Genomic DNA, 24,768 nt, shown 5'->3' with positions numbered 1-24,768 from the left:
TTATTTAACAATATTTCGATCGGGCTTTACCATTCACTAACCAAGAATGGTCCGCCTACGTCGTACAGCGAATTTCCACCTCGACTTCGCCAAGCTGATCCTTGCCGAAATAGATCTCCGCGCCGACGAAGAACGTGGGGGCGCCGAAACTGCCGCGTTCGACGGAGCGAGCGGTGTTGTCTACAAGACGCTGCTTCACGTCCGGGCTCTGCGCCAGTTCGAGCAGGCGGCGGGCATCGAGGCCGGACTGCGTCAGGGCTGCCGCGACAATGGCCGGATCATCCATTTTCTTCGGCTCTTCCCACATGTGATGCATGACGGCGGCAACGTAGGAATCCAGAAGGCCTTCCATTTGCGCGGCAACCGCGCCACGCATCAGCAGCAAGGTATTGACGGGAAAATGGGGATTGAAGCTAAACTCGGTGATGCCGTGCCGGCGAATGAAGCGCTCCGTTTCGATCTGCATGTACCGCAGCTTGTTCGGGATGTTCGGGACGGCAACTGCCGGTTGTTGGTCAGCTTGAAGATACCGCCGAGCAGCACAGGCACGTAGTGGAAAGTTGCACCGGTCCGCTGCTCGATGGCGGGGATGACGCGGTGGGCGAGATAGACATTCGGGCTGCCGAAGTCGAAATGGAATTCCACGTTTTTCACCGCATCACCATTTTTCGCCATAGGGACGCAGGTCGAGTTCGAAGGTCCAGGCATCTCGGGATTGCTGGTGCAACTGCCAATAGGTTTCCGCGATCGAGGCCGGGTTCATCAATGTATCGGGCGGCAGCGCTTCGGCATCGCCGCCGCGCGCCTTGATGCGCTCGCGCACAAAAGCCGTATCGACGCCGGCATCGATCACCAGATGCGCGACATGGATGTTCTTGGGGCCCAGTTCCCGCGCCATTGACTGGGCCACCGCCCGCAGCCCCGCCTTGGCGCTGGCGAAAGCGGCATAGCCGATGCCGCCGCGCATAGATGCGGTTGCGCCGGTGAAGAAGATCGAGCCGCGTCCATGCGGCAGCATCCGGCGCGCGGCTTCCCGGCCAGTGAGGAACCCGGCGTAGCAGCCCATCTCCCAGACCTTGCGAAAGACCCGCTCGGTCGTATCGAGGATCGGGAAATTGACGTTGGCACCGACATTGAAGACGCAGACCTCAAGCGGCCCGGCCTCATCGGCGGCCTGCAGAAAGGCCGTGACATCCTCTTCCTTGCGCGCATCCACCCTCGCAGCGACGCAGCGGCCGCCCGCGGCCTCGATCTCCGCCTGCAGGGGCGCCAGTCTGTCGCCATTGCGGCGGCCCGCAAATACGGTATAGCCGCCAGCGGCAAAGCGTTTGGCAATGGCGGCGCCGATATAATCGCCAGCCCCGACTACCGCGACTGTGCCGCTTTTCCCGGACACCCCCATGAAGGCCTCCCAGCTCGGTAAATCTTACCTTAAGGCTTATAAGTCTTGAAAGTGAACTCAGTCAATGGCAGGATTTTTTCTGTGACATCGGAGGTGCGATGCGCTGGGGAGATCTATCGGAGCAGAATTGCTCCATGTCGCGTTCGTTGGCGGTCCTGGGCGATCGCTGGACATTGCTGATCCTGCGCGATTGCTTTCTGCGCGTGCGCCGCTTCGAGGAATTCCAGGCCAGCCTTGGCATTGCCCGGCGCGTCCTGAGCGAACGGCTGGACAAACTGGTGGCAGAGGGCGTGCTGCGGCGCGAACTCTACCAGGAACGGCCGCAGCGCTTCGAATACCGCCTTACCGAAAAAGGCCTCGATCTTTATCCGGTCATCCTCAGTCTCGTGCACTGGGGAGACAGATACTATGCCGGCAGGGCGGGGCCGCCGATGCTGCATCGGCATCTCGCCTGCGGGCATGATTTTCGTTCGGTGCTGGCCTGTTCGGAATGCGGCGAAGCGGTTCGGCCACAGGATGTCGCGCCGCATCCGTGCGCGGTTATCAGGCGCAAGACGGGGTGAACGTCATTCCTCGCCGCCGCCCATTGAGTGCTGCAAGGTCTCGGTATCGTAGTTCGGCCCGATCGACATGGCGCAGATGCGCGATATATGGGTCAGCGGCAGGCCGCTTTCCTTGGCCCAGATATTGAACTGATCCTGCACCCGCTGGCGCTCGCGCTTCGAGGTTGGATTTTCCGCAATCTCCACGCCGGCGTCGCGCAGGCAGAAGATCACATCGCGCGACAGGATGAAGCTGTCCTTGCCGAGGAAGCGGATGAGATACTGCCCCGTATTGCCGCCCAGCCGCGATCCTCGCTTGGCCAGCAGTTCAAGCAGGCCGACCTGGTTTGTCGATGGCCACGCCGCCAGCAGCTTGCCGAAGCTGCCATGCTCGGCGGCGATATCCAGGACGAATTGGGCGTTGTCGCGCACGGAGCGAATCTTCTGCGGATTGCGGACGATCCGTTTATCGCTTGCCAGTTTTTCCCAGAACTCATCCGGCTTGTGCAGTAGTTTGCGCGGCTCGAATTTCAGGAAGGCAGCCTCGAAGCTATCCCATTTATTCTCGATCACGCTCCAAACGAAGCCGGCCGAGAAGATCCTTTTCGCCATCTCGGCCAATGCGCGATCGTCGGTCAGCTTGGCGAGCTTCCTTTCATCGGGTTTCGGCGGCAGCAGCTTCTTCAACTGAGCCTCGCCGCCTTTGCGCTTGGCGGCGCGGGCATAGATGGTCTTGAACGATGTCGCCATTTCCGCCCCCGGTAAAGTCCGTGCCTATTGCCCCCGCCCGGCGCGGCTGGCGAAGCGTTCGGCCTCTTCGGCAGCGCGGATCAGCGCCTTCGCCTTGTTGACGCATTCGATGTGCTCGGACATCGGATCGCTATCGGCAACGATGCCTGCACCAGCCTGCACATACATGGTCCCGTCTTTCACCAGTGCCGTGCGCAGGGTGATGCAGGTATCCATCGAACCATTGGCCGAGAAATAGCCGACGCCGCCGGCATAGAAACTGCGCCGCACCGGTTCAAGCTCGTCGATGATCTCCATCGCACGCACCTTCGGCGCGCCCGATACCGTACCGGCGGGGAAGCCGGCAAAGAGCGCATCCAGTGCGTCCAGTTCGGGGCGGATTTTGCCCTCCACGTTGGAAACGATATGCATCACGTGGCTGTAGCGCTCGATGACATTGCGTTCGGTGACCTTCACCGTGCCGATCTGCGACACGCGGCCAACGTCGTTGCGGCCCAGATCCAGCAGCATCAGGTGCTCGGCCAGTTCCTTCGGGTCGCTGAGCAGGTCCTTGGCCAAGGCCTCGTCTTCCATTGGCGTCGCGCCGCGCTTACGGGTGCCGGCGATCGGCCGCACCGTGACAACGCTGTCGCGCAGGCGCACCAGGATTTCCGGGCTGGAGCCGACGATGCAGGGGCCGCCGAGGTTGAGGTAGAACATAAAGGGCGAAGGATTTGTCCGACGCAGTGCGCGGTAGAGCGCAAAGGGCGGCAGGCGGAAGGGCAGGGAAAAGCGCTGCCCGACGACCACCTGGAACACGTCGCCGGCGGCAATATAGTCCTTCGCCTTGCGCACCATCGCCATGTAATCCTCTGGCGACATATTTGATGCCGGCTCGGGCAGGGCGTCGAGATCGGCGATCTGATCGCGTACCGCGCCCAAAGGGCGGTCGAGATCGGCCACGATATCGGCGAGCCGTTCGCTGGCCATGGCATAGGCGGCGCGGGCATCCATGCCCGCCTTGGGCCGCACGGGCGTGACCACCGTGATCATGTCGAGCACGGAGTCGAAGATCGCCATCACGGTCGGCCGCATGAACAGACCATCTGGCAGGCCCAGCGTGTCCGGATTGTTGTCCGGCACTTTCGGCTCGATCAGGCGGACCATGTCGTAGCCCATGAAGCCGACGATGCCGGCCGCCATCGGCGGCAGGTTCGCCGGCAGGTCGATCCGATTGTCGTCCAGCAGCTTGCGCAGGGATTGCAGCGCCGGCTCCTGGCAGGGCTCGAACGCGGTCTGATCGAAACGGGCGCTATGGTTGATTTCGGCCTTGTCGCCGAAACAGCGCCACAGCAGATCGGGTTTGAGGCCGATGATGGAGTAACGGCCGCGGACGGCACCACCTTCCACCGATTCCAGCAGGCAGGACCAGGGCCGGCCATCGGCCAGTTTGAGGAAAGCGGAAACCGGTGTCTCCAGATCGGCGACGAGTTGAGTCGACAGAACCTGGGCTTCGCCCGCCATGTAGCGCTGGGCGAAGCTGGCATAATCAGGAGTGATCTTCATAACTCTCTATCGACCGTCAGAACCCGGCGGCGCGCGCCCGCGCCTCGGCATTCACCTTGACGCCGATCTCTTCCTGCAACTTCTCACGATAGCGCTGCACCAGATCCTGGGCCATGCCGCCGGCCAATTGCTGCCGGCTCTTGTCCTCCTGCGCGGCGATGGCGGCGGGATCCGCTGCCTTGATGCGGCTCAGCCGGGCGACGATGGCGCTGTTCGGCGCAACACCGGGTACGGCCGCTGCCGGGCCGGTGACGACCTCGCCGGCCTTCTTGGCATCGAACAAGGCCGAAACCACGGAAGGAGAGAATGCGCGTTCCGCCGGCTGGCCGCTGCGCATCAATGCTGCGCTGACATGCACCGTACCCCCGAAAGTGGCCGCTTCCTTTGCGAGATCGCTGCCGTTGCGCACGCGCTCGGCGATCTGCTTGGCCTGATCCGCTGCCGCCTCGGCACGCGCCTTCTGCTGCAGGGCCGCGACGACCTGATCCTTGACTTCATCCAGGGGACGAACGGCAGAAGGCTGAATCTCTGTCACCTTGAGCACGGCCAGGCCACCTTCGGGCAGATCGATGATCTGAGGCTCGGCCTCGATGGAGGTATCGAAAGCCTGGGTCAGAAAAGCCGGCAGCTTGGGCAGGGTTTCGACCGGCTTGCCGTCTGGGCCGTTGCCCTGGGCGTCAATGTTGGCAACCGATTGCGGCGTGGCATTCTGCGTCTTCGCAATCTCGTTTAGCATGGCGCCGCCGGCAATCTGGTCGTCGATCTGGGCCCGCAGCTTGGTCATGCCGTCGATCGCTTTACGCAGCGCGACCTGCTGATGCAGTTCGTCCTTGGCCTGATCGAAAGTCTTGGTGCTGCCCGGCTCGACCTTGGTTACGCGGGCGAGATGCCAGCCGAAAGGCGAGCGGATCGGATCGCTCACCGTGTTCAGCGGCAGGTCGAAGATCGCAGTGGCAATCGCAGCCGGCAGCTCGCTCTTGGCGACGGAGCCGAGCTTGACGTCGTCGGGCTTCAGCTTCTTGGTCCGGGCGGCCATGGCCATGAAATCCTCGCCCTTATCAAGGGCCTCCTTGGCGGCCTTGGCTTCGGCCTCGGTCGTGAACACCACCTGTTCGACCGCGCGCTTCTCCGGCGTCACATAGGCCGACTGGTTGGCCTCATACTCCTCGTGCAGTTCGGCGTCGCTTACTTCCATTTTGGCGGCCAGCGCGGCCGGGGTGATCTCGAACCAGGACAGGCTGCGGCGCTCGGGCGCCGTAAAGGCCGCCGGGTTGGCCTTGTAATATTCTTCGATCTTCTCGGCCGTCGGTGCCGGCGGAGCCGGCAGCTTGGCGCTGTCGACCACGACGTAATCGGCGAAGCGCCGTTCCAGGCGGTAGCCGAGAATGGTGTCGGCCATCAGCTTGGGCGCGCTGGTCAGGCTGCCGAAAAGGCTGCCGAGCAGGCGGGTACGGGCAACGTCCTGTTGCAGCAGGGCCACCAGGGTGGCCTCGGAGTAACCCTGTTCGCGCAGGTAGCGCTCGTAGGCGAGGCGGTTGAACCGGCCGTCCTCGCCCTTGAAGGCCGGCGCGTTGAGCAGGGCGTTGCGCACATCGGCTTCGGTGATCGTAATGCCCATATCCCGCGCGGCCTGCTGATAGAGGCGATCCTCGACGAGCTGGTTCAGTACGGACGCATCCAGCCCGAGCTGATGGGCCTGCTCGGCGGAGAAATTGCCGCCGAAGCGGCGCTGCAACTGGCTTAGCTGGCGGCGCCAGGCTTCGGCGAATTCCGGTTGGCTGATCTCGGTGTTTCCGACCTTGGCCACAGGCGCGTTGCCGCCGAAATTGCGGATATAGTCGGCAATGCCCCAGATGCCGAAGCTCGCCACGAGGACGAACATCAATCCCTTGGCAATCCAGGAAGCGGCACCGGAGCGCATCTGCTGCAGCATGAAACACCTAAAAAGTTAAGCGAAACAACGGCTCCCGGCCGGCTTTCAACGTCCGTCCGGAATGGCGGCGCATACTAAAGGCGGGGCCGGGAGCGGGCAAGGCACCCTTACGGAGGAAAACCGGGAGCAAAGCCGGGTTTTGCCGGGACGGGCGGCTTTGCCTTTCCCGACGGATATTGTAGATCAGGCACATTCCCGGACAGAAAGAGGTCAACATGGCGGCGCGTCGGCCCCTCATCGTCGGCAACTGGAAAATGAACGGCCTGAAGGCCAGCCTGGCGGAGGCCAAGGCGATGGCGGACAGGGCCGCCAGCGAGAAACCCAAGGCCGAACTCGGCCTCTGCCCGCCGGCAACGCTGGTGGCCGCCATGGCCAAGGCGCTCGGGGGCAGTCCGGCCGATCCCCATCGGATCGGCGTCGGCGGCCAGGATTGCCATGCCAGAAGCAGCGGTGCCCATACCGGCGATATCAGCGCCGAGATGCTGAAGGATGCCGGGGCGACTTACGTGATCGTCGGCCATTCGGAGCGCCGGGCCGACCACGGGGAGACGGATGCCGTCGTCCGGGCCAAGGCTCAGGCCGCCCATCGCGCCGGACTGATCGCCATCATCTGCGTGGGCGAGACGCTGGCGCAACGCGATGCCGGCGAGACGCTCAAGGTCATCAATGGCCAGCTGCGCGCTTCACTGCCCGACGATGCCGCTGCCGCCAATACCGTCATCGCCTACGAGCCGGTCTGGGCGATCGGCACCGGCCGGACGCCGACGCCGGCGCAGGTGGCCGAGGTGCATGCGGCGATCCGCCAGGACCTGATGGCCCGCTTCGATGACGGCGCCGGCTTCCGCCTCCTTTATGGCGGATCGGTCAAGCCGGACAACGCCCGCCAGCTCATGGCGGTGGCCGATGTCGACGGCGCACTCGTTGGTGGGGCCAGTTTAAAGATCAATGACTTCTGGCCTATAGTTGAGGCAAAGAATTAGTTTTATGGATCTCTGAATGGGCATCGAGCAGCGGGATAAGGAAGGTGATCTGGCCGCCTTGAAGCGGGTCGCCGAAACCTTTGCCGTGTCGGTGACGCCACATCTGCAGGCGCAGATCGATCCGTCCGACCCGAAGGATCCGATAGCGCGCCAGTTCCTGCCGGATGCCGCTGAACTGGTGACGCATGAGCATGAAAGGCCGGATCCGATCGGTGACGATGCCCATAGCCCCGTTCCGGGGATCGTGCATCGCTATCCGGACCGGGTGCTGCTCAAGCTGGTCAATGTCTGCCCGGTCTATTGCCGCTTCTGCTTCCGCCGCGAGATGGTGGGGCCTGGCGCCAAGGGTTTGAACGCCGCGCAGCTCGATGCCGCTATCGGTTATATCGCTGAGCACCCGGCGATATGGGAGGTGATCCTGACCGGCGGCGATCCGCTGATCGCCTCCCCGCGGCGGCTGGCTCAGGTGATCGATCGCCTTAATTCTATTTCGCATGTTGTTGTAATCCGGATACATTCGCGCGTTCCCGTTGTCGATCCGGAGCGCATTTCCTCCGAGCTTGTCGCGGCCCTGAAGGCTTCCACCAAGACCGTCTGGCTGCTGCTACACGCCAATCACGCCCGGGAATTCGTTCCCGAGGCCCGGGCCGCCATCGCCCGGCTGGTCGATGCCGGCATCCCCATGCTGGGCCAGTCGGTTCTGCTCAAAGGGGTGAACGACAGCCCGGCGGCTCTGGCCGACCTGTTCAAGGCCATGATCGCCAACCGCATCAAGCCGCATTACCTGCATCATGGCGACCTCGCCCGCGGCACCAGCCATTTCCGCGTCAGCCTGGAGCAGGGCCAGGCCCTGATGCGCCGCCTGCGCGGCCACTACTCGGGCCTGCTGCAGCCGACCTACATCCTCGACATCCCCGGCGGGCATGGGAAAGTGCCGGTCGGGCCGGTTTATGCCGAACCGGCCGCCGATGGCGAAAGCTGGGAGGTCAGCGATCCATGGGGCGGCATGCATCATTACGCTGATCCGGCCGCGGACTAGGCGAGGCGGGCTCGCCACCGATGCGCTGGAGAAACTGGGTAATTTTCGCCGTCACCGGGCGGTGAAGAGCCGGCCTCGATGCCCGATCAGGGGCTTTCCATATCCGGCTCCAGGGTGTAAAAGCCCCCCGACTTTGCCGGAGACTGAACCGATGATGACCTTCCTGCTCGTGGTCCATATCCTGCTCGCGCTGGCGATGATCGGGGTGATCCTGATGCAGCGCTCGGAAGGCGGTGCCCTCGGTATCGGCGGCGGTTCGGGCTTCATGACCGCGCGCGGCCAGGCAAATCTGCTGACCCGCACCACGGCCATCCTGGCCACCCTCTTCATCGGCACCAGTATCGCATTGGCATTGCTGTCGGGCAGCCACTCCGCGCCGCGCTCGATTCTCGATCTGCCGACCGGCAGTCAGGCACCCGCGCCGCCGGCGCAGCCCGCCGAGCCGGCGCAGCCGAGCGTGCCGCTGTCGAAGTAAGTTACGGGAACGTCTTAAAAATTTCGGTGTTGTGAAATCGCGCGCCGCGGCGCGCAAAGCCCTTTTTTGTGTCGGATGAATCAGTTAAACAGGAAGCCCATGACGCGGTACATCTTCATAACCGGCGGCGTGGTCTCCTCTCTTGGAAAAGGTCTCGCATCGGCGGCTTTGGGCGCGCTTCTGCAGGCGCGCGGCTACACGGTGCGGCTGCGCAAGCTCGACCCCTATATCAACGTAGATCCGGGCACCATGAGCCCGTATCAGCATGGCGAGGTTTTCGTCACTGACGACGGCGCCGAAACCGATCTCGATCTGGGCCACTACGAGCGCTTCACCGGCGTTCCCGGGCGCAAGAGCGACAACATCACCACCGGCCGCATCTATCAGACCGTCATCGCCAAGGAACGCCGCGGCGATTATCTGGGCGGCACCGTCCAGGTGATCCCGCATATCACCGACGCGATCAAGGATTTCATCGCCGCCGAGAACGAGGGCGTCGATTTCATGCTGGTGGAAGTCGGCGGCACGGTTGGCGATATCGAAAGCTTGCCGTTCCTCGAGGCGATTCGCCAATTCGGCCTGCAGGTGGGGCGCGACCGGGCGATCTACATCCATGTGACGCTGGTGCCTTATATCGCGGCTTCCGGCGAATTGAAGACCAAGCCGACCCAGCATTCGGTCAAGGAACTGCGCTCGATCGGTATCCAGCCCGATATCCTGCTCTGCCGCGCCGACCGCGAGATTCCGCTGGGCGACCGCAAGAAGATGGCCTTGTTCTGCAATGTCCGGGAAGAGGCGGTGATTCCAGCATTGGACGTGAGCACCATCTATGCGGCGCCGCTCTCCTATCACGAGGCTGGTCTGGACGTGCAGGTATTGCGGGCCTTCCATCTTGAGGCTGGCGCCGAGCCGAATCTGGACGCCTGGAAGAATATCGTGCAGCGCGTTGTGGCGCCGGAGAGTGCGGTGAAGATCGCAATCGTCGGCAAGTACACGGGCCTGAAGGACGCTTACAAGTCGCTGGCCGAGGCGCTGGTGCATGGCGGCATCGCCAACAATGCGCGTGTCAACATCGAATGGATCGAAGCCGAGATATTCGAGAAGGACGAGACAGCCCTGCGCGCGCTGGACGGCGTCAATGCCATCCTGGTGCCTGGCGGCTTCGGTGAGCGCGGCTCGGAAGGCAAGATCCGGGCGGTGACCTTCGCCCGCGAGCGGCAGATCCCGTATTTCGGCATCTGTTTCGGCATGCAGATGGCGGTGATCGAATACGCCCGCAGCAAGGCCGGCATCAAGAAGGCCAGCAGCACCGAATTCGGCCCGACGGATGAGCCGCTCGTCGGCATGATGACCGAATGGATGCGCGGTAACGAGCTGGAGAAGCGCTCGGCGGCCGGCGATCTCGGCGGCACTATGCGGCTCGGCGCCTATGAGGCCATGCTCAAGCCGGCAAGCCGGGTCGCCGAAATCTACGGCTGCACGACGATCTCCGAGCGCCACCGCCACCGCTATGAGGTCAATGCCCGCTATCGCGAGCAGCTTGAGAAATGCGGCTTGGTGTTTTCCGGCATGTCACCGGACGGCCTCTTGCCAGAGATCGTCGAACTGCCGGATCATCCCTGGTTCATCGGCGTGCAATATCACCCTGAGCTGAAGTCCAAGCCCTTCGAGCCGCACCCTCTGTTCGCCAGTTTCGTGAAGGCTGCGCTGGATCAGTCGCGGCTGGTCTAGGGGCTGAAAAAGGGCCGCAGTCTGCCTTATGTATCGCCATGCCCGGGGCTCCACCCGGGCATCCACGTTTTCGTAACCCAGCCGGAATAAGACGTAGATGGCCGGGACAAGTCCGGCCATGACATTGTAGGGTAAGAGGTCAGGGGCGCCTGACCAGGAGAAGTGCAGTATGAGCGAGGCTCAAAACCCGATCCGCCATGTCAAAGTCGCCGAATTCGAGATCGGCAACGATCTGCCGCTGACCATCATCGCCGGCCCCTGCGCCATGGAAAGCCGCGAGCATGCGCTGGACATGGCAGGTTCGCTGCATGAGTTGACCGAAAAGCTGGGCGTCAACTTCATCTACAAGACCTCGTTCGACAAGGCCAACCGTACCTCGATTCGCAGCAACCGCGGCTTCGGCCTGGAGAATGCGCTGCCGGTGTTCGACGCGATCCGCGAACAGATTCGCGTCCCCGTGATCACCGATGTGCATACCGAGGAGCAATGCCGCATCGTCGCCGAACATGTCGATCTGCTGCAGATTCCGGCTTTTCTCTGCCGCCAGACTGACCTGCTGGTGGCGGCCGCTCAGACCGGCAAGCCAGTGAACGTGAAGAAGGGTCAGTTCCTGGCGCCCTGGGATATGAAGAACGTGGTCGAGAAGTTCGACTATGTCGGCAATCCGAACGTGATGTTGTGCGAGCGCGGTGTGTCCTTCGGCTACAACACCCTGGTCAACGACATGCGTGCGCTGCCGATCATGGCCGAGACCGGCTGCCCGGTGGTGTTCGACGCCACCCATTCGGTGCAGCAGCCGGGCGGGAAGGGGGCCAGCTCGGGCGGCGACCGCCGCTTCGTCAAGGTGCTGGCCCGGGGCGCGGTGGCGATAGGCGTCGCCGCTGTGTTCATGGAGACGCACAAGGACCCGGATTCCGCACCGTCCGATGGCCCCAATATGGTGCCATTCGATCAGATGGAAGGCGTGCTTGAGCAGTTGCTGGAATTCGACCATCTGGCGAAGAGCGGGCATTGATATAACCTGCCTTCGATCCAGCCCTCCCTTTGAGAGGGGGTGTCGCTGCGGGCTTTCCCGGCCCATGAGACAGAGTGGCGCCCGCCCCGGCCTTCAATCCAGCGTGATCACAGTGTGGCAAGGCCCGTTTGCGGCCTGAGCGGTGGGCCTGCCGCTTCCACGACATAATTGCATAATGCTATTGCCATGATTCAGCGTATGGTTTGCCCCTAACCTGCGCCCGGTCGGGGCCGTTTAGTCGGCCCCAGCGGTGCCCCAGCGTAACCCGGTCTGGCGTCTGCTGATGAACATGCGTTTTTCTCTTGGTTCGGTCTTCGCGAAAGGCGCTTCGCCCGGCACGGCGGAGGACCGCGCGGCTGAGAAGGCCGAGCCGGACCGGGCCGCGCCGAAGGAGCCGGAGCGGCTTGGCCGCATCAGCAGCGGTTGGGCCTGGTACAAGGCCAAGCAGGTCGTTGTTGCCAACTGGATCGAGGCCAGGGTCCGCTTCCTGCGTCGCCTGATCCGAGGCGAGGAATTGTTCCTGCTGCTGCCCGCCGTCGTACTCGGGATGCTGGTCGGCAGTACGGTCACCGCTCTGCGGCAGTTGATATCCACGATTCATCATGTGGCTTTCGGCTTTTCCATCGAGCGGCAGTGGATGCAGGTTGCAGCCGAGAATCCCTGGCGCATCGTGCTGGTGCCGGTGGTCGGCGGCCTGCTGCTCGGTGTTGCCGGCTATCTGTACAAACGGTTCTCAAATCGTGAGATCGTCGACGCTATCGAGGCCAATGCGCTGCATGGCGGTCGCATGTCGCTGACCGGCAGCCTCGTCATCGTCGGCAAGACGCTGCTTTCGATCGGCAGCGGCGGCTCGGTCGGCATCGAGGCGGCGATCACCCAGTTTGGCGCCGCCCTGTTCAGTTGGACCGGCCGGCGGCTGCAGTTGTCCCGGCACCAATTGCGCATCATGGTTGCTTGCGGTGCCGCGGCGGCGATCAGCGCGGCCTTCAATGCCCCGCTTGCCGGCGTTTTCTATGCGTTGGAACTGGTGCTGGGCAATTATGTGGTGACCGCCCTGGCGCCGGTCGCCATCGCGGCCATTGCTGGCATGCTGGTCTCGCAATCGGTGTTGGGCAACGAGCCGATCTTCTATCTGGCGAGCCAGCCGACGGTATCCGGCAGCGACTATGTGCTCTCGGCAGTGATCGGGGTCGGGGCTGCCGCCCTGGGGGTGGCGGCGATGCGGCTCGCCACCATGATCGACGCAGCTTACCGCCGGGCCAAGGCGCCGGACTGGCTGCGGCCAGCCATTGGCGGGCTACTGCTGGGACTGGTGGCGACGGAATTCCCTTATGTGCTCGGCAGCGGTCATGGCGGCATCGAGGAAGTGCTGCATCAGGGCTTGCCGCTCATGGTGTTGGCCGGTCTGGTGCTGGCGAAAAGCTTCGCTTCCGCCGTCAGTATCGGCAGCGGCTTCACCGGCGGCCTGTTCAGCGCCTCGCTGTTCCTCGGCAGCCTTTATGGCGCGGCAGTCGGCACGGTACTCAGCAGCCTGATCCCGGCGCTCAGCCCCAGCGCGCTGGTCTACGCCCTGATAGGCATGGGAACGGTGGCCGCCTCGATCGTCGGCGCACCCATCACCATGATTCTGCTGATCTTCGAGACCACCCAGGAATATGCCGTCACCATGGTGGCCGCCATCGGCGTGGTGGTCGCGGCCTTGGTGACGAGGCGCTGGTTCGGCTACTCGTTTGCGACGTGGCGGTTCCATCTTAAGGGCATCGAACTGCGCGGAGCGCAGGATGTCGGCCGGCTTTACGAGCTGCAGGTGCGCGAAATCCTTGACCGCGACGTGATGAAAGTGCCGCCGACGCTGGACATGGCGACATTGGCCAGCCTCTTCCTGTTCGGTCGCAAGACGGTCGCCTTTGTCGTCGATGACGATGGCGTCTTCCTGGGCGTCATCGACGTTAACGACACCAATGCAGCAATCATCGAGGGGGCAGGTGATCGCAAGATTGCGGAACTGATGCGGCCGCAGCCGCTGACGGTGCGTCCGACGGACCGTCTCAGTACGGCGGTGGAGATATTCGATCGCACCGATTTCGAAACCGTCGCTGTGGTTTCCGGCGGCGAGCGGCCCAGGCTGCTCGGCTGCGTGCATGAGGCGGATGTGCATCGGCGCTATTTCGCCGAGACCGAGCGGATGCGGCGCGAAGAGGTCGGTTACCGGGAATAGAGCGGATCCGCGCAGATTTTCCACTCTGGCCCTCGACTTGCCACGATCCGGGCCTTGCCGGAAAGGCTCTGCCGGGCTATCCCTTCGCCGGTCTTTTCCTCCTTTGTCTGCATCCAGAAGGGCTTCCGGTATGAGCGGCATTCGCGACATCCTGGCGCGGGAAATTCTCGATTCACGCGGCAATCCGACCGTAGAGGTCGACGTCCATCTCGAATCCGGTGCCTTCGGCCGCGCCGCCGTGCCGTCGGGGGCTTCGACCGGCGCCCATGAGGCGGTCGAACTGCGTGACGGCGACAAGGGCCGCTATCTCGGCAAGGGCGTTCGGAAGGCGGTGGATGCCGTCAACACGGAGATTTTCGACGCCATCTCAGGCTTCGAAGCGAGCGAGCAGCTCAAGATCGACCGCACGATGATCGATCTCGACGGCACGCCGAACAAGGCCCGCCTCGGGGCGAATGCGATCCTTGGCGTCAGCCTTGCCGTGGCCAAGGCGGCGGCGCAGGAGGCCGACCTGCCGCTCTATCGCTATGTCGGCGGGGCGGCAGCGCATGTCCTGCCGGTGCCGATGATGAACATCGTCAATGGCGGCGCTCATGCCGATAATCCCATCGACGTGCAGGAATTCATGATCATGCCGGTCTCGGCCAAGACCTGCGCCGATGCCATCCGCATGGGCGCCGAAGTCTTCCATACGCTGAAGAAGAAGCTGAAGGATGCCGGCCATAACACCAATGTCGGCGACGAAGGCGGCTTTGCCCCGAACCTGCCGAGCACCCGCGGCGCGCTCGACTTCATCATGCAGGCGATCGAGGCGGCAGGCTATAAGGCCGGCGAAGATGTGATGATCGCGCTGGATGCCGCCAGCACGGAATTCTTCAAGGACGGCAAGTATCACCTGGAAGGCGAGGGGTTGACGCTGGATGCCGCCGGCATGGCGCAATACTGGCAGAAGCTCGTCGGCGATTATCCCATCGTCTCCATCGAAGACGGCATGGCCGAAGACGACTGGAATGGCTGGAAGTTGCTGACCGAAGCGATCGGCGGCCGCGTGCAGCTCGTCGGTGACGACCTGTTCGTTACCAACCCGAAACGGCTGGCCCAGGGTATCGAAAAGGGCGTCGGCAATGCGATTCTGGTGAAGGTGAACCAGATCGGGACGCTCTCGGAGACGCTGGAAGCGGTCGAGCTTGCGCATAAAAACGGCTATCGCGCGGTGATGTCGCATCGCTCGGGTGAGACCGAGGACAGCACGATCGCCGATCTGGCGGTGGCCTCCAATTGCGGCCAGATCAAGACCGGCTCGCTGGCGCGCTCGGACCGGCTGGCAAAGTACAACCAGCTCATCCGCATCGAGCAGGAGCTCGATCTCGCCGCCAAGTATCCTGGCCTTGCGGCGCTGAAGCGACGCTGAGATGGCGCTGGGGGTGCGGCCGCGGACTCTCATAACCGGCCTGGCTGCGCTGCTGCTGGGCGGCTCAGCCGTGCCGGCCGTCCCTTCGGTGGCGCAAACCGTGGCGGTGGCGCCAGCCAGCCTTGTTGGCCGCTGGAGCGAAGGTCAGGCTGGCTGCGGCAGGGGCGAGGTGCTGGAATTCACCGCGGAGGGCGGGTTCCGTTCGACATTGGATGAGGGCGATCCGCGCGAGGGGCGCTACCGCGTCAATCGCGACCGCATCATCCTGGTCGACAATGCCGAGCCGGACCATGAGGTCATGCTTTTCGTGCTCGACCTTTCCGCCACCAATCTGACGGCCTTCGATGAATCGATTGAAGCAGACCGGCGGCTGGTGAAGTGCCGGTGACCGGCCTGGGATCTGACTTAATCATCTAATTCTTTGACTCTGCGGGCTGAATCGGAGCTTCTGCAACGATTCGCGTTGACCCGGCGACTCGGATGTGATTCGATTCGGTCCATGAGTGCTCTACGCGAGATCCGTCGCCATTCGTTGTCCGCCATCGTGCCGGTGATCTGTTTCGCCGCGATTGCCTATTTCTGTTATCACGCGGTGGAGGGAGAGCACGGCATCAATGCCTATACCCGGCTGACCATGCAGATCCAGGAAACCAAAGCCGCCCTGGCCGAAGTGACTGCCGAGCGCAAAATCCTTGAGCGTCGGGTCGAGCTTCTGCGTGCCGACGGCCTGGATGCCGACATGCTCGAAGAGCAGTCGCGCCGGGTGCTCGGTATGGTCAAGGACGGCGATCTGGTAATTCTCGGACGCTGAGCCGGGGTTGGCGAGAAACGGAATTGCGTCAATTAACTCAAATCGAGTTAATCTAGGAAAAACCCTTGTTTTAACTTGAGTTAGGCGCCATCTTCCCGCCCCGGTCGGTCACGTCATTCGACAGTGCCCTAAGGTCAAGCTGATCGGGAGGAATGCATGGCAAAAGCAGCCAAAGCCGGAGATGCAGGCGGTAAGAAGGGCGGCAAATTGCCGCCGGTCGAGCAACTGCTCCAATATTACCGCGACATGCTGCTGATCCGCCGCTTCGAGGAGAAGGCGGGGCAACTCTACGGCATGGGGCTGATCGGCGGCTTCTGTCACCTCTATATCGGCCAGGAAGCCGTCGTGGTCGGCCTGCAGGCCTGCGCCAAGCTGGGCGATGCCGTCATTACCTCCTATCGCGATCACGGCCACATGCTGGCGACCGGCATGGACCCTAAAGGCGTGATGGCCGAGCTGACCGGCCGCATCGGCGGCTATTCCAAGGGCAAGGGCGGCTCGATGCACATGTTCAGCCGCGAGAAGCATTTCTACGGCGGCCATGGCATCGTCGGCGCCCAGGTGCCGATCGGCACCGGCCTGGCCTTCGCCCAGAAATACAAGAAGAACGATAACGTGACCTTCTGCTACTTCGGCGACGGTTCGGCCAACCAGGGGCAGGTCTACGAAAGTTTCAACATGGCCGAGCTCTGGAAACTGCCGGTCATCTACGTGATCGAGAACAACCAATATGCCATGGGCACCTCGGTGGCGCGCGCTTCCGCGCAACCGGCGCTCTATAAGCGCGGCGAGAGCTTCGGTATTCCCGGCCGTCAGGTCGATGGCATGAACGTGCTGGCGGTGAAGGAGGCGGGCGATGAGGCCGTGGCCTGGTGCCGCGCCGGCAAGGGGCCGATCATTCTCGAGATGATGACCTATCGTTACCGCGGCCATTCCATGTCCGACCCGGCAAAATACCGCAGCAAGGATGAAGTGACCAAGATGCGCGCCGAGCATGATCCGATCGATCAGGTGCGTAGCACGCTGCTCAACAACAAGCTTGCCGATGAAGATGCGTTGAAGGCGATCGACAAGGAAGTAAAGGACATCATCCAGCAGGCTGCCGATTTCGCCCAGCAAAGTCCCGAGCCCGATCCGTCGGAACTGTGGACCGACGTCTACGTCGAAGCATAAGCGGGCAGGGAGGACTACAATCATGGCAATCGAGATTTTGATGCCTGCGCTGTCGCCGACGATGACCGAGGGCAAGCTGGCGAAGTGGCTCAAGAAGGAAGGCGACGAGATCAAGGCGGGCGACATCATCGCCGAGATCGAGACCGACAAGGCGACGATGGAATTCGAAGCCGTCGACGAAGGCGTGCTGGACAAGATCATCGTCCCGGAAGGCACCGAGGGAGTTGCCGTCAATGCACCGATCGCTGTGCTGCGCGGTGAGGACGAGAAGCCTGGCGCCGCACCGGCGAAGCCGGCGGCGCAGCCTGCTCCGGCGCCAGCACCGGCTTCGGCGGCTCCGGCCAGCGACAACAAGCCGGCTGAGGCGACCAAGCCGGGCGAATCTGCGGTGACTGCAGCGCCGACGCCTGCGCCGCAGCTTGCCGCAGACCCGGAAATTCCCGCCGGTACGCAATTCGTCACCATGACGGTGCGCGAGGCGATCCGCGAGGGCATGTCGGAAGAGATGCGCCGCGATCCGGCCGTCTTCCTGATGGGCGAGGAAGTTGCGCAGTATCAGGGTGCCTATAAGATCAGCCAGGGCATGCTGGAGGAATTCGGCCCCGATCGCGTGATCGACACGCCGATCACCGAGCAAGGTTTTGCCGGTCTTGGTGTCGGCGCCGCCTTCGGCGGCCTGAAGCCGATCGTCGAATTCATGACCTTCAATTTCTCGATGCAGGCGATCGACCAGATCGTCAATTCGGCGGCCAAGACGCTGTATATGTCGGGTGGCCAGATGGGCTGCCATATCGTGTTCCGCGGCCCGAACGGCGCGGCCGCGCGCGTCGCGGCCCAGCACAGCCAGGATTATGCCGCCTGGTATTCGCATATCCCCGGGCTCAAGGTGGTGGCGCCGTATTCCGCTGCTGACGCCAAGGGACTGATCAAGGCGGCGATCCGCGATCCCAATCCGGTGATCTTCCTCGAGAACGAGATTCTGTACGGCCGCAGCTTCGAGGTACCGAAGCTGGATGATTACGTCATTCCGATCGGCAAGGCGCGCATCGCCCGGCCGGGCAAGGATGTCACCCTGGTGGCCTATTCCATCGCGGTCGGTCATTCCCTGGCGGCCGCCGAAAAGCTGGCCGCCGAGGGCATTGAGGCCGAGGTGATCGATCTGCGTACCATCCGTCCGATGGACAAGGAAACCATCGTCAAATCGGTGCAGAAGACTAACCGGCTGGTGACCGTGGAAGAGGGCTTCCCGCAGTCTGGCGTCGGTGCCGAAATTTCCGCCTCCATCATGGAACTGGCCTTCGATTATCTCGATGCGCCGGTGACGCGCGTATCGGGCAAGGATGTGCCGATGCCCTATGCAGCCAACCTGGAGAAGATGGCCCTGCCTACCGTCGATGACATCGTTCAGGCGGCCAAAGCCGTCTGCTATCGCTGAGAGGAGGGCGGCATGACTATCGAAATTCTGATGCCCGCCCTGTCGCCGACCATGACGGAAGGCAAGCTGGCGAAGTGGCATAAGAAGGAAGGCGACGAGATCAAGGCGGGCGACATCATCGCCGAGATCGAGACCGACAAGGCGACGATGGAATTCGAAGCCGTCGATGAGGGCAAGCTCGGCAAGATCCTGGTTGCCGAGGGCAGCGAGGGCGTGGCGGTGAACACCCCGATCGCCGTGCTGCTGGAAGAGGGCGAAAGCGCGGCCGATATCAAGGCGGCCGATATCAAGACTGGCGCGGCACCCAAGCCTGCGCCGCAAGCCGAGAAAGCGCCGCAAGCGAAGCCGGCAGCTGCTCCTGCGCCGTCATCGACCCCGGTACCGGCCCCTGCCGCGGCGCCCCAGGCTGCCGCGCCTGCACCCGTACCCGTACCGAAACATGACGGCGGACGGATATTCGCCTCGCCCCTGGCGCGGCGCATGGCGGCGCAAGCCGGCGTAGATCTGCGTAACGTGCAGGGCAGCGGACCGCATGGCCGCATCGTCAAGGCCGATATCGAGAAGGCGCCCAAAGGTGCTGCCGCCACCGCCGGGGCAAAGCCGGCAACTCCAGCGCCCGCCGGTCCGGGCGCACGACAGCTTGCCGATTTGCTCAAGATGTCCTACCGGCTCGAGCCGCTCAGCGGCACGCGCCGGACCATCGCCCGTCGGCTTACCGAATCCAAGCAGACGGTGCCGCATTTCTATCTTACCATCGACACCGAGATCGACGAGCTGTTGGCCCTGCGCAAGCGGCTGAACGAGAAATCCGAGGTGAAGATCAGTGTCAACGACTTCGTGATTCGCGCGGTGGCGCTGGCCCTGAAAAAGGTGCCGGCAGCCAATGCCAGCTATGACGAGAGCGGCTTGATGTTCTACGAGCATGCCGATATCTCGGTCGCCGTGGCGACGCCGAACGGCCTGATCACTCCGATCGTCAAGCAGGCCGAGCAGAAGAGACTCACGCAGATCGCCAGCGAGATGAAGGATCTCGCGGCGCGGGCTCGCGACGGCAAGCTGAAGCCGGATGAATTCCAGGGCGGCACCTTCTCGGTGTCCAATCTCGGCATGTTCGGCGTGAAGCAGTTTGAGGCGGTGATCAACCCGCCGCAAGGCTGCATTCTCGCCGTCGGCATGGGCGAACAGCGCCCGGTGGTGAAGAATGGCCAAATTGTGCCTGCCACCCTTATGACATGTACATTGTCAGTCGATCATCGCGTCGTCGACGGCGCGGTCGGCGCCGAGTTCCTGCAGGCCTTCAAGGGCTATGTCGACGATCCCTTGACCATGCTGCTGTGAGTGGACGGGAGAAGCGCCATGAGTGAGACCAGCTTCGACGTCGTCGTCATCGGCAGCGGCCCAGGCGGCTATACTACGGCGATCCGCGCCTCGCAGCTCGGGATGAAGACCGCCATCATCGAGCGCGAGAATCTCGGCGGCATCTGCCTGAACTGGGGATGCATCCCGACCAAAGCTTTGCTGCGTTCGGCCGAGATCTATAGCAACATCAAACATGCCGAAGCCTTCGGTTTCACTATCGAAGGCAAAGTGACGATCAACGGACCCAAGATCATCGAGCGTTCGCGCAAGGTCGCCGCTCAGTTGTCCAACGGCGTCAAATTCCTCATGAAGAAGCACAAGATCGCCGTCTTCGACGGTCATGGCGTGCTGAACGGCCCGGGCAAGGTGAAGGTCACCAAGGATGGCAAGCCCGTCGCCGATCTGACGGTCAAGCATATCATCCTGGCGACCGGCGCCCGCGCCCGTACGCTGCCGGGGCTGGAGCCGGATGGCAAGCTGGTCTGGACCTATCGTGAGGCGATGGTGCCGCCGGCAATCCCCAAATCGCTGTTGGTGATTGGCTCGGGGGCTATCGGCATCGAGTTCGCCAGCTTCTACCGCACGCTCGGCTCCGATGTGACCGTCGTCGAGGTAATGGACCGGGTCCTCCCGGTAGAAGACGAAGAGATTTCCGTCTTCGCCACGAAGTCCTTCGAGAAGCAGGGCATGAAAATTCATGTCGGTACAACAGTGACCGCCTTGAAGAAAGGCACCGATACGGTAACCGCCGTGCTGAAGGACAAAGCCGGCAAGCAAAGCGAGATCACCGTCGAGCGTGTTATTCTCGCGGTTGGCATCGTCGGCAATGTCGAGAATATCGGCTTGGAAGGCACCAAGGTGAAGGTCGAGAAGACCCATGTCGTGGTCGACGAGTACAGCCGCACGGCCGAGCCGGGCGTCCATGCCATCGGCGACCTGACCGGCCCGCCCTGGTTGGCGCATAAAGCGGCCCATGAAGGCGTGATCTGTGTCGAGAAGATCGCCGGCCTCAAGGATGTGCATCCGCTCAATGTTAGCAATATCCCGGGCTGTACCTACTGCACGCCGCAGGTGGCCAGCGTCGGCCTCACCGAGGCGGCGGCCAAGGCGAAGGGTCATCAGGTCAGGGTCGGCCGTTATCCGTTCATCGCCAATGGCAAGGCGATCGCGCTGGGCGAGCCGGAAGGACTGGTAAAGACGGTGTTTGATGCCAAGACCGGCGAACTGCTTGGTGCCCATATGGTCGGCGCGGAAGTTACCGAGATGATCCAGGGTTTCGGCATCGCCAAGACCTTAGAAACGACCGAAATCGAGTTGATGCATTCGGTCTTCCCGCATCCTACTTTGAGCGAAATGATGCATGAATCCGTCCTGGACGCTTACGGTCAGGCGCTGAACTATTAACGCGGGAAAAGTGGGATTCTGGCCCGGTCACATCCAGATAGGGCCAGCGGTGCGGAGGGCAGGGGTTTCCTGCTATAGTCCGCTACACTACCTCAAGGGGTGAAGCCAGAGGATTAGATCGTGACGATTAATATTCAGCCGTTGCCTGTCCGTCACCCGGAGAAGGCGCACAAGCCTGATACGCCGCTTTTGCGCAAGCCGGACTGGATTCGCGTGAAGGCGCCGACCTCGGCTGAGGCAGCGGAGACACGGCGGCTGATGCGCGATCTCAAGTTGCATACGGTCTGCGAAGAGGCAGCCTGCCCGAATCTGGGTGAATGCTGGAAACAGAAGCACGCCACCTTCATGATTCTGGGTGCGATTTGCACGCGCGCCTGCGCCTTCTGCAATGTCGCGACCGGTAAGCCTGGCGCGCTCGATGCGGACGAGCCGCGCAATGTCGCCGAGGCGGTCGGCCAGTTGGGATTGCATCACGTCGTGATCACTTCGGTGGACCGCGACGACCTGCCCGACGGCGGTGCTTCGCAGTTCATCAAGACTATCGAGGAAATCCGCAAAACCTCGCCGCAGACGACGATTGAAATTCTGACGCCGGATTTCATCCGCAAGCCGGGTGCCATCGAAGCGGTCGTTGCCGCCAAGCCGGATGTCTTCAACCACAATCTGGAGACCGTGCCGCGGCTCTATCCGACCATCCGCCCCGGCGCGCGCTACTTCGCCTCATTGCGGCTGCTGGCCACGGTGAAAGAACTCGATCCGGCCATGTTCACCAAGTCCGGCCTGATGGTCGGCTTGGGTGAAGACAAGATCGAGATCATGCAGGTGATGGACGATCTGCGTGCGGCGGATGTCGATTTCCTCACCATCGGCCAGTATCTGCAGCCGACCCGCAAGCATGCCGAAGTGAAGCGCTTCGTCACACCGGACGAGTTTGAGTCCTATAAGACGATCGCGCACGCCAAGGGCTTTCTGATGGTCTCGTCATCGCCTCTGACACGCTCCTCGCATCATGCGGGCGACGACTTCATCAAGCTGCGCGTTGCCCGCGAAGCCAAGCTCGCCGCCACTGGGGAATAGCGTGCCGACCCACGCCGAAACGCGTGTGCTGCCGTACCGGCCGGACCAGCTCTTTGCTCTGGTTGCCGGTGTCGAGCACTACCCGAAATTCCTGCCCTGGTGCCTCGGCGCCCGTATCCGCGAACGCAGTGACAAATTGATGATCGCCGACCTGATTATCGGCTTCAAAATGTTCCGCGAGCGGTTCACCTCGAAGGTCATGCTCGACCCCGAAGCGATGCGCATCGACGTCGAGTACACCGAGGGCCCGTTTAAATACCTCAAGAATCACTGGAAATTCCTGCCGCATCCGACCGGCTGCGAGATCGACTTCTATGTCGATTTCGAATTCCGCTCGCGCCTCCTGCAAAAGACGATTGAGCTGTTGTTCAACGAAGCCGTGCGCCGGATGGTTGCCGCCTTCGAGGCGAGGGCGCGCCAGCTTTACGGTGAGAATGGATTATCGTTACCCCCGGGTGCTACGATACGCGCAATGTGATCCAGCAGCCTGAAGGGAGTTCTCCCCGTGGTCGCCTTGCCCGCCTTCACCAATCTTTCGATTTCCGGAACTTTGCTCGAGCGCGGCCTGCGTGGCCTGATGGGGAACTGGCGCGGCATTGCCGGCGACCGCACGGCGCAGATCGGCCGCGATATCGGGCAGGGCCGCAAGGAACTCGGTCCGAAGGATATCGACCGGCTACGCGGCTTGTTTACCGAATGCCTGGAGGCGCGTGGCGGCGAAGTTTCGGCCCGCGCCCGGGCGGCCGCGTTGGGTCAGCTGTATTTGAGCCTGACGGAGGACGGCAAGCGTATTTTTCAGAAGACGCTTGCGACTGACTTTGCTGCCGATCCGGCCATGCTGGACAAGGCGATGACAGCCGTGAAGGCTGCTGGCGATCCGGTGGCACGGCACGAAGCCGAACGCAAGCTGCGCCTGGCGCTCACCCCGCCACGGCAGCGGCTGCTGACCCATTTCACCGGCTTGCCGCAGGGTGTGAAGTTCCTGGTCGATTTGCGCGCCGATGCCTTGCGCTTCAAGAAAGAGGACAAGGAACTGGCGATCCTCGATGCCGATCTCGAGGATCTATTCGTCGCCTGGTTCGATGTCGGCTTCCTCGAGTTGCAGCGCATCACCTGGAACAGCCCCGCGGCGCTGCTGGAAAAATTGATCGCCTACGAGGCGGTGCATGCCATCGAAAGCTGGGACGATCTGCGCAACCGACTGGATGCCGACCGGCGCTGTTATGCCTTTTTCCATCCGCGCATGCCGCTCGAGCCGCTGATTTTCGTCGAGGTGGCCTTGGTCAAAGGCATTGCCGGCAATGTGCAGGATCTGCTCGATCAATCCTCGCCGGTGCTGGACCCGCGCGAGGCCGATACAGCCATCTTCTATTCGATCTCGAATACGCAAGTGGGCCTGCGGGGCATTTCGTTCGGCAATTTCCTGATCAAGCGGGTGGTTGACGATCTCAGCCGCGAGTTGCCGCATCTGAAGCAGTTCTCGACTTTGTCGCCGATCCCCGGTTTCCGCAAATGGCTGGAGGATGTCGTTGCCCGGGGCACGCCCGATCTGGTGCCCGCCGAGGCGCGAGACGAATTGCGCGAGGCCTTGGGCAAGCGCTTCTCCAAAGGCATGTTGCCCGGTCTACTGAAGGACCATGCCTGGGCCGAGGATGCGGCTCTGGCCGAAGCGCTCCGGCCGGTGCTGATGCGGCTTTGCGCGCGCTACCTGCTCACGGCGCAGGACAGGGGGCGGCCGCGCGATCCGGTGGCGCGCTTCCATTTAAGCAACGGCGCCACGGTGCAACGGCTGAACTGGCTGGGAGATCGATCGAGAAACGGGATGAAGCAGTCAGCCGGAATCATGGTGAATTACCTCTATCGGCTCGACGAGATCGATCAGAATCACGAGAAATTCTCGCGCGACGGCATTATCGCGGCATCGAGTGACGTAAAGCGCCTTGCCGATCTTTAGCGGCTGGCGCTGATTTCCTCGACCATTTCGCCGGCAAGGCTGAGGGCATCCTCAACGGTGGCGGCGCGCACGGCACTGCGTCCGATCGCGCCATAGGTCATGCGCTGGTGCATGGTGGTCATGCCATGGCCGGCCACGGCAATATGCACGAGGCCGACCGGCTTCTCGGCGGAGCCGCCGCCTGGGCCTGCAATGCCGGTAACCGCAATGGCGATATCGGCCTGGCTTTTGCGCAGGCAGCCTTCAGCCATGGCGCGGGCCGTTTCCTCCGATACCGCGCCATGGCCGGCGATGATCTCTGCCGGTACGCCGAGCGATGCGGATTTTGCCGCATTGGAATAGGTGACGAATCCGCGTTCGAAAACATCCGACGAGCCGGCGATCTCGGTCAGTGTCGCGGCGATCAATCCACCGGTGCAGGATTCAGCCGTTGCCAGCATCAGCTTTTTGGCGCGGCACTTTTCCAGCAGGTTCTGGGCCAGGCGCAACAGGGTGTCGTCCATATCCATCTGGT

General features: G+C 62.6%; 23 protein-coding genes. 17 read left to right on the top strand and 6 right to left on the bottom strand.

Annotated features, from left to right (window positions below; translation table 11 throughout):
- Positions 1-55: 55 nt before the first annotated feature.
- Positions 56-640 carry a 2-hydroxychromene-2-carboxylate isomerase gene (locus tag VF194_RS16000; protein WP_330892230.1) on the bottom strand — a complete coding sequence of 195 codons (585 nt, stop codon included), beginning with the start codon at positions 638-640 and terminating at the stop codon, positions 56-58.
- Between the two features lie 18 nt (positions 641-658).
- Positions 659-1,402, bottom strand: a complete 744-nt coding sequence (locus VF194_RS15995; protein ID WP_330892187.1) for an SDR family oxidoreductase — start codon at positions 1,400-1,402, stop codon at positions 659-661.
- Positions 1,403-1,536: 134 nt separating this feature from the next.
- Here VF194_RS15995 and VF194_RS15990 point away from each other — a divergent pair, with 134 nt between their 5' ends.
- Positions 1,537-1,965: a helix-turn-helix domain-containing protein gene (locus VF194_RS15990; protein ID WP_330892186.1), complete on the top strand. Its 429-nt coding sequence runs from the start codon at positions 1,537-1,539 to the stop codon at positions 1,963-1,965.
- 3 nt (positions 1,966-1,968) lie between these two features.
- On the opposite strand, the gene VF194_RS15985 is transcribed toward VF194_RS15990, so the two are convergent.
- From VF194_RS15985 to VF194_RS15975, 3 genes are read right to left on the bottom strand one after another with little or no spacing between them, the layout of a single operon-like run.
- Entirely contained in the window at positions 1,969-2,694 is a 726-nt protein-coding gene (locus VF194_RS15985; protein WP_330892185.1) for a DNA-3-methyladenine glycosylase I, read from the bottom strand.
- A 24-nt stretch (positions 2,695-2,718) separates the two neighbouring features.
- Positions 2,719-4,239 (bottom strand): anthranilate synthase component I, encoded by a 1,521-nt coding sequence (gene trpE / locus VF194_RS15980; protein ID WP_330892184.1) that lies wholly within the window; start codon positions 4,237-4,239, stop codon positions 2,719-2,721.
- Positions 4,240-4,255: 16 nt separating this feature from the next.
- On the bottom strand, positions 4,256-6,172 hold the full coding sequence (locus VF194_RS15975) for a peptidylprolyl isomerase (RefSeq protein WP_330892183.1): 1,917 nt from the start codon (positions 6,170-6,172) through the stop codon (positions 4,256-4,258).
- 215 nt (positions 6,173-6,387) lie between these two features.
- On the opposite strand from VF194_RS15975, the gene tpiA reads away from it, so the two are divergent.
- The 16 genes from tpiA to VF194_RS15895 all read left to right on the top strand — a co-directional run bounded on the left by tpiA (position 6,388) and on the right by VF194_RS15895 (position 24,254).
- Positions 6,388-7,152, top strand: coding sequence for a triose-phosphate isomerase (gene tpiA / locus VF194_RS15970; RefSeq protein ID WP_330892182.1), 765 nt, complete (start codon positions 6,388-6,390; stop codon positions 7,150-7,152).
- A 16-nt stretch (positions 7,153-7,168) separates the two neighbouring features.
- Complete coding sequence (locus VF194_RS15965) at positions 7,169-8,191, top strand: lysine-2,3-aminomutase-like protein (protein WP_330892181.1); 1,023 nt, start codon at positions 7,169-7,171, stop codon at positions 8,189-8,191.
- 151 nt (positions 8,192-8,342) lie between these two features.
- Positions 8,343-8,666: a preprotein translocase subunit SecG gene (gene secG, locus VF194_RS15960; protein WP_330892180.1), complete on the top strand. Its 324-nt coding sequence runs from the start codon at positions 8,343-8,345 to the stop codon at positions 8,664-8,666.
- A 99-nt stretch (positions 8,667-8,765) separates the two neighbouring features.
- Positions 8,766-10,397 (top strand): CTP synthase, encoded by a 1,632-nt coding sequence (locus tag VF194_RS15955; protein ID WP_330892179.1) that lies wholly within the window; start codon positions 8,766-8,768, stop codon positions 10,395-10,397.
- A 169-nt stretch (positions 10,398-10,566) separates the two neighbouring features.
- Positions 10,567-11,412: a 3-deoxy-8-phosphooctulonate synthase gene (kdsA, locus tag VF194_RS15950; protein WP_330892178.1), complete on the top strand. Its 846-nt coding sequence runs from the start codon at positions 10,567-10,569 to the stop codon at positions 11,410-11,412.
- Positions 11,413-11,695: 283 nt separating this feature from the next.
- Positions 11,696-13,630: a chloride channel protein gene (locus VF194_RS15945; RefSeq protein WP_330892177.1), complete on the top strand. Its 1,935-nt coding sequence runs from the start codon at positions 11,696-11,698 to the stop codon at positions 13,628-13,630.
- A gap of 130 nt (positions 13,631-13,760) precedes the next feature.
- Positions 13,761-15,041, top strand: coding sequence for a phosphopyruvate hydratase (gene eno, locus VF194_RS15940; protein WP_330892176.1), 1,281 nt, complete (start codon positions 13,761-13,763; stop codon positions 15,039-15,041).
- 1 nt (position 15,042) lies between these two features.
- Complete coding sequence (locus VF194_RS15935) at positions 15,043-15,429, top strand: hypothetical protein (protein ID WP_330892175.1); 387 nt, start codon at positions 15,043-15,045, stop codon at positions 15,427-15,429.
- 111 nt (positions 15,430-15,540) lie between these two features.
- Positions 15,541-15,852 (top strand): septum formation initiator family protein, encoded by a 312-nt coding sequence (locus VF194_RS15930; protein WP_330892174.1) that lies wholly within the window; start codon positions 15,541-15,543, stop codon positions 15,850-15,852.
- 156 nt (positions 15,853-16,008) lie between these two features.
- Positions 16,009-17,025, top strand: a complete 1,017-nt coding sequence (gene pdhA / locus VF194_RS15925; protein WP_330892173.1) for a pyruvate dehydrogenase (acetyl-transferring) E1 component subunit alpha — start codon at positions 16,009-16,011, stop codon at positions 17,023-17,025.
- 22 nt (positions 17,026-17,047) lie between these two features.
- The gene (locus VF194_RS15920; protein ID WP_330892172.1) at positions 17,048-18,460 is read left to right on the top strand and encodes a pyruvate dehydrogenase complex E1 component subunit beta; all 1,413 of its coding nucleotides are present in this window, start codon (positions 17,048-17,050) and stop codon (positions 18,458-18,460) included.
- Between the two features lie 12 nt (positions 18,461-18,472).
- Positions 18,473-19,798 carry a pyruvate dehydrogenase complex dihydrolipoamide acetyltransferase gene (locus VF194_RS15915; RefSeq protein WP_330892171.1) on the top strand — a complete coding sequence of 442 codons (1,326 nt, stop codon included), beginning with the start codon at positions 18,473-18,475 and terminating at the stop codon, positions 19,796-19,798.
- An 18-nt stretch (positions 19,799-19,816) separates the two neighbouring features.
- A complete protein-coding gene (gene lpdA / locus VF194_RS15910) occupies positions 19,817-21,223 on the top strand; it encodes a dihydrolipoyl dehydrogenase (RefSeq protein ID WP_330892170.1) in 1,407 nt (468 codons plus the stop codon).
- A 120-nt stretch (positions 21,224-21,343) separates the two neighbouring features.
- Positions 21,344-22,300: a lipoyl synthase gene (lipA, locus tag VF194_RS15905; protein ID WP_330892169.1), complete on the top strand. Its 957-nt coding sequence runs from the start codon at positions 21,344-21,346 to the stop codon at positions 22,298-22,300.
- Between the two features lies 1 nt (position 22,301).
- Positions 22,302-22,778, top strand: a complete 477-nt coding sequence (locus VF194_RS15900; RefSeq protein ID WP_330892168.1) for a type II toxin-antitoxin system RatA family toxin — start codon at positions 22,302-22,304, stop codon at positions 22,776-22,778.
- 27 nt (positions 22,779-22,805) lie between these two features.
- Complete coding sequence (locus tag VF194_RS15895) at positions 22,806-24,254, top strand: malonyl-CoA decarboxylase (RefSeq protein ID WP_330892167.1); 1,449 nt, start codon at positions 22,806-22,808, stop codon at positions 24,252-24,254.
- On the opposite strand, the gene VF194_RS15890 is transcribed toward VF194_RS15895, so the two are convergent.
- Entirely contained in the window at positions 24,251-24,763 is a 513-nt protein-coding gene (locus VF194_RS15890; RefSeq protein ID WP_330892229.1) for a CinA family protein, read from the bottom strand. The genes VF194_RS15895 and VF194_RS15890 overlap by 4 nt on opposite strands.
- Positions 24,764-24,768: the final 5 nt, after the last annotated feature.

Source organism: Ferrovibrio sp. (assembly GCF_036381655.1).
Lineage (GTDB): Bacteria > Pseudomonadota > Alphaproteobacteria > Ferrovibrionales > Ferrovibrionaceae > Ferrovibrio.
This window is presented reverse-complemented; position numbering and strand designations above follow the sequence as displayed.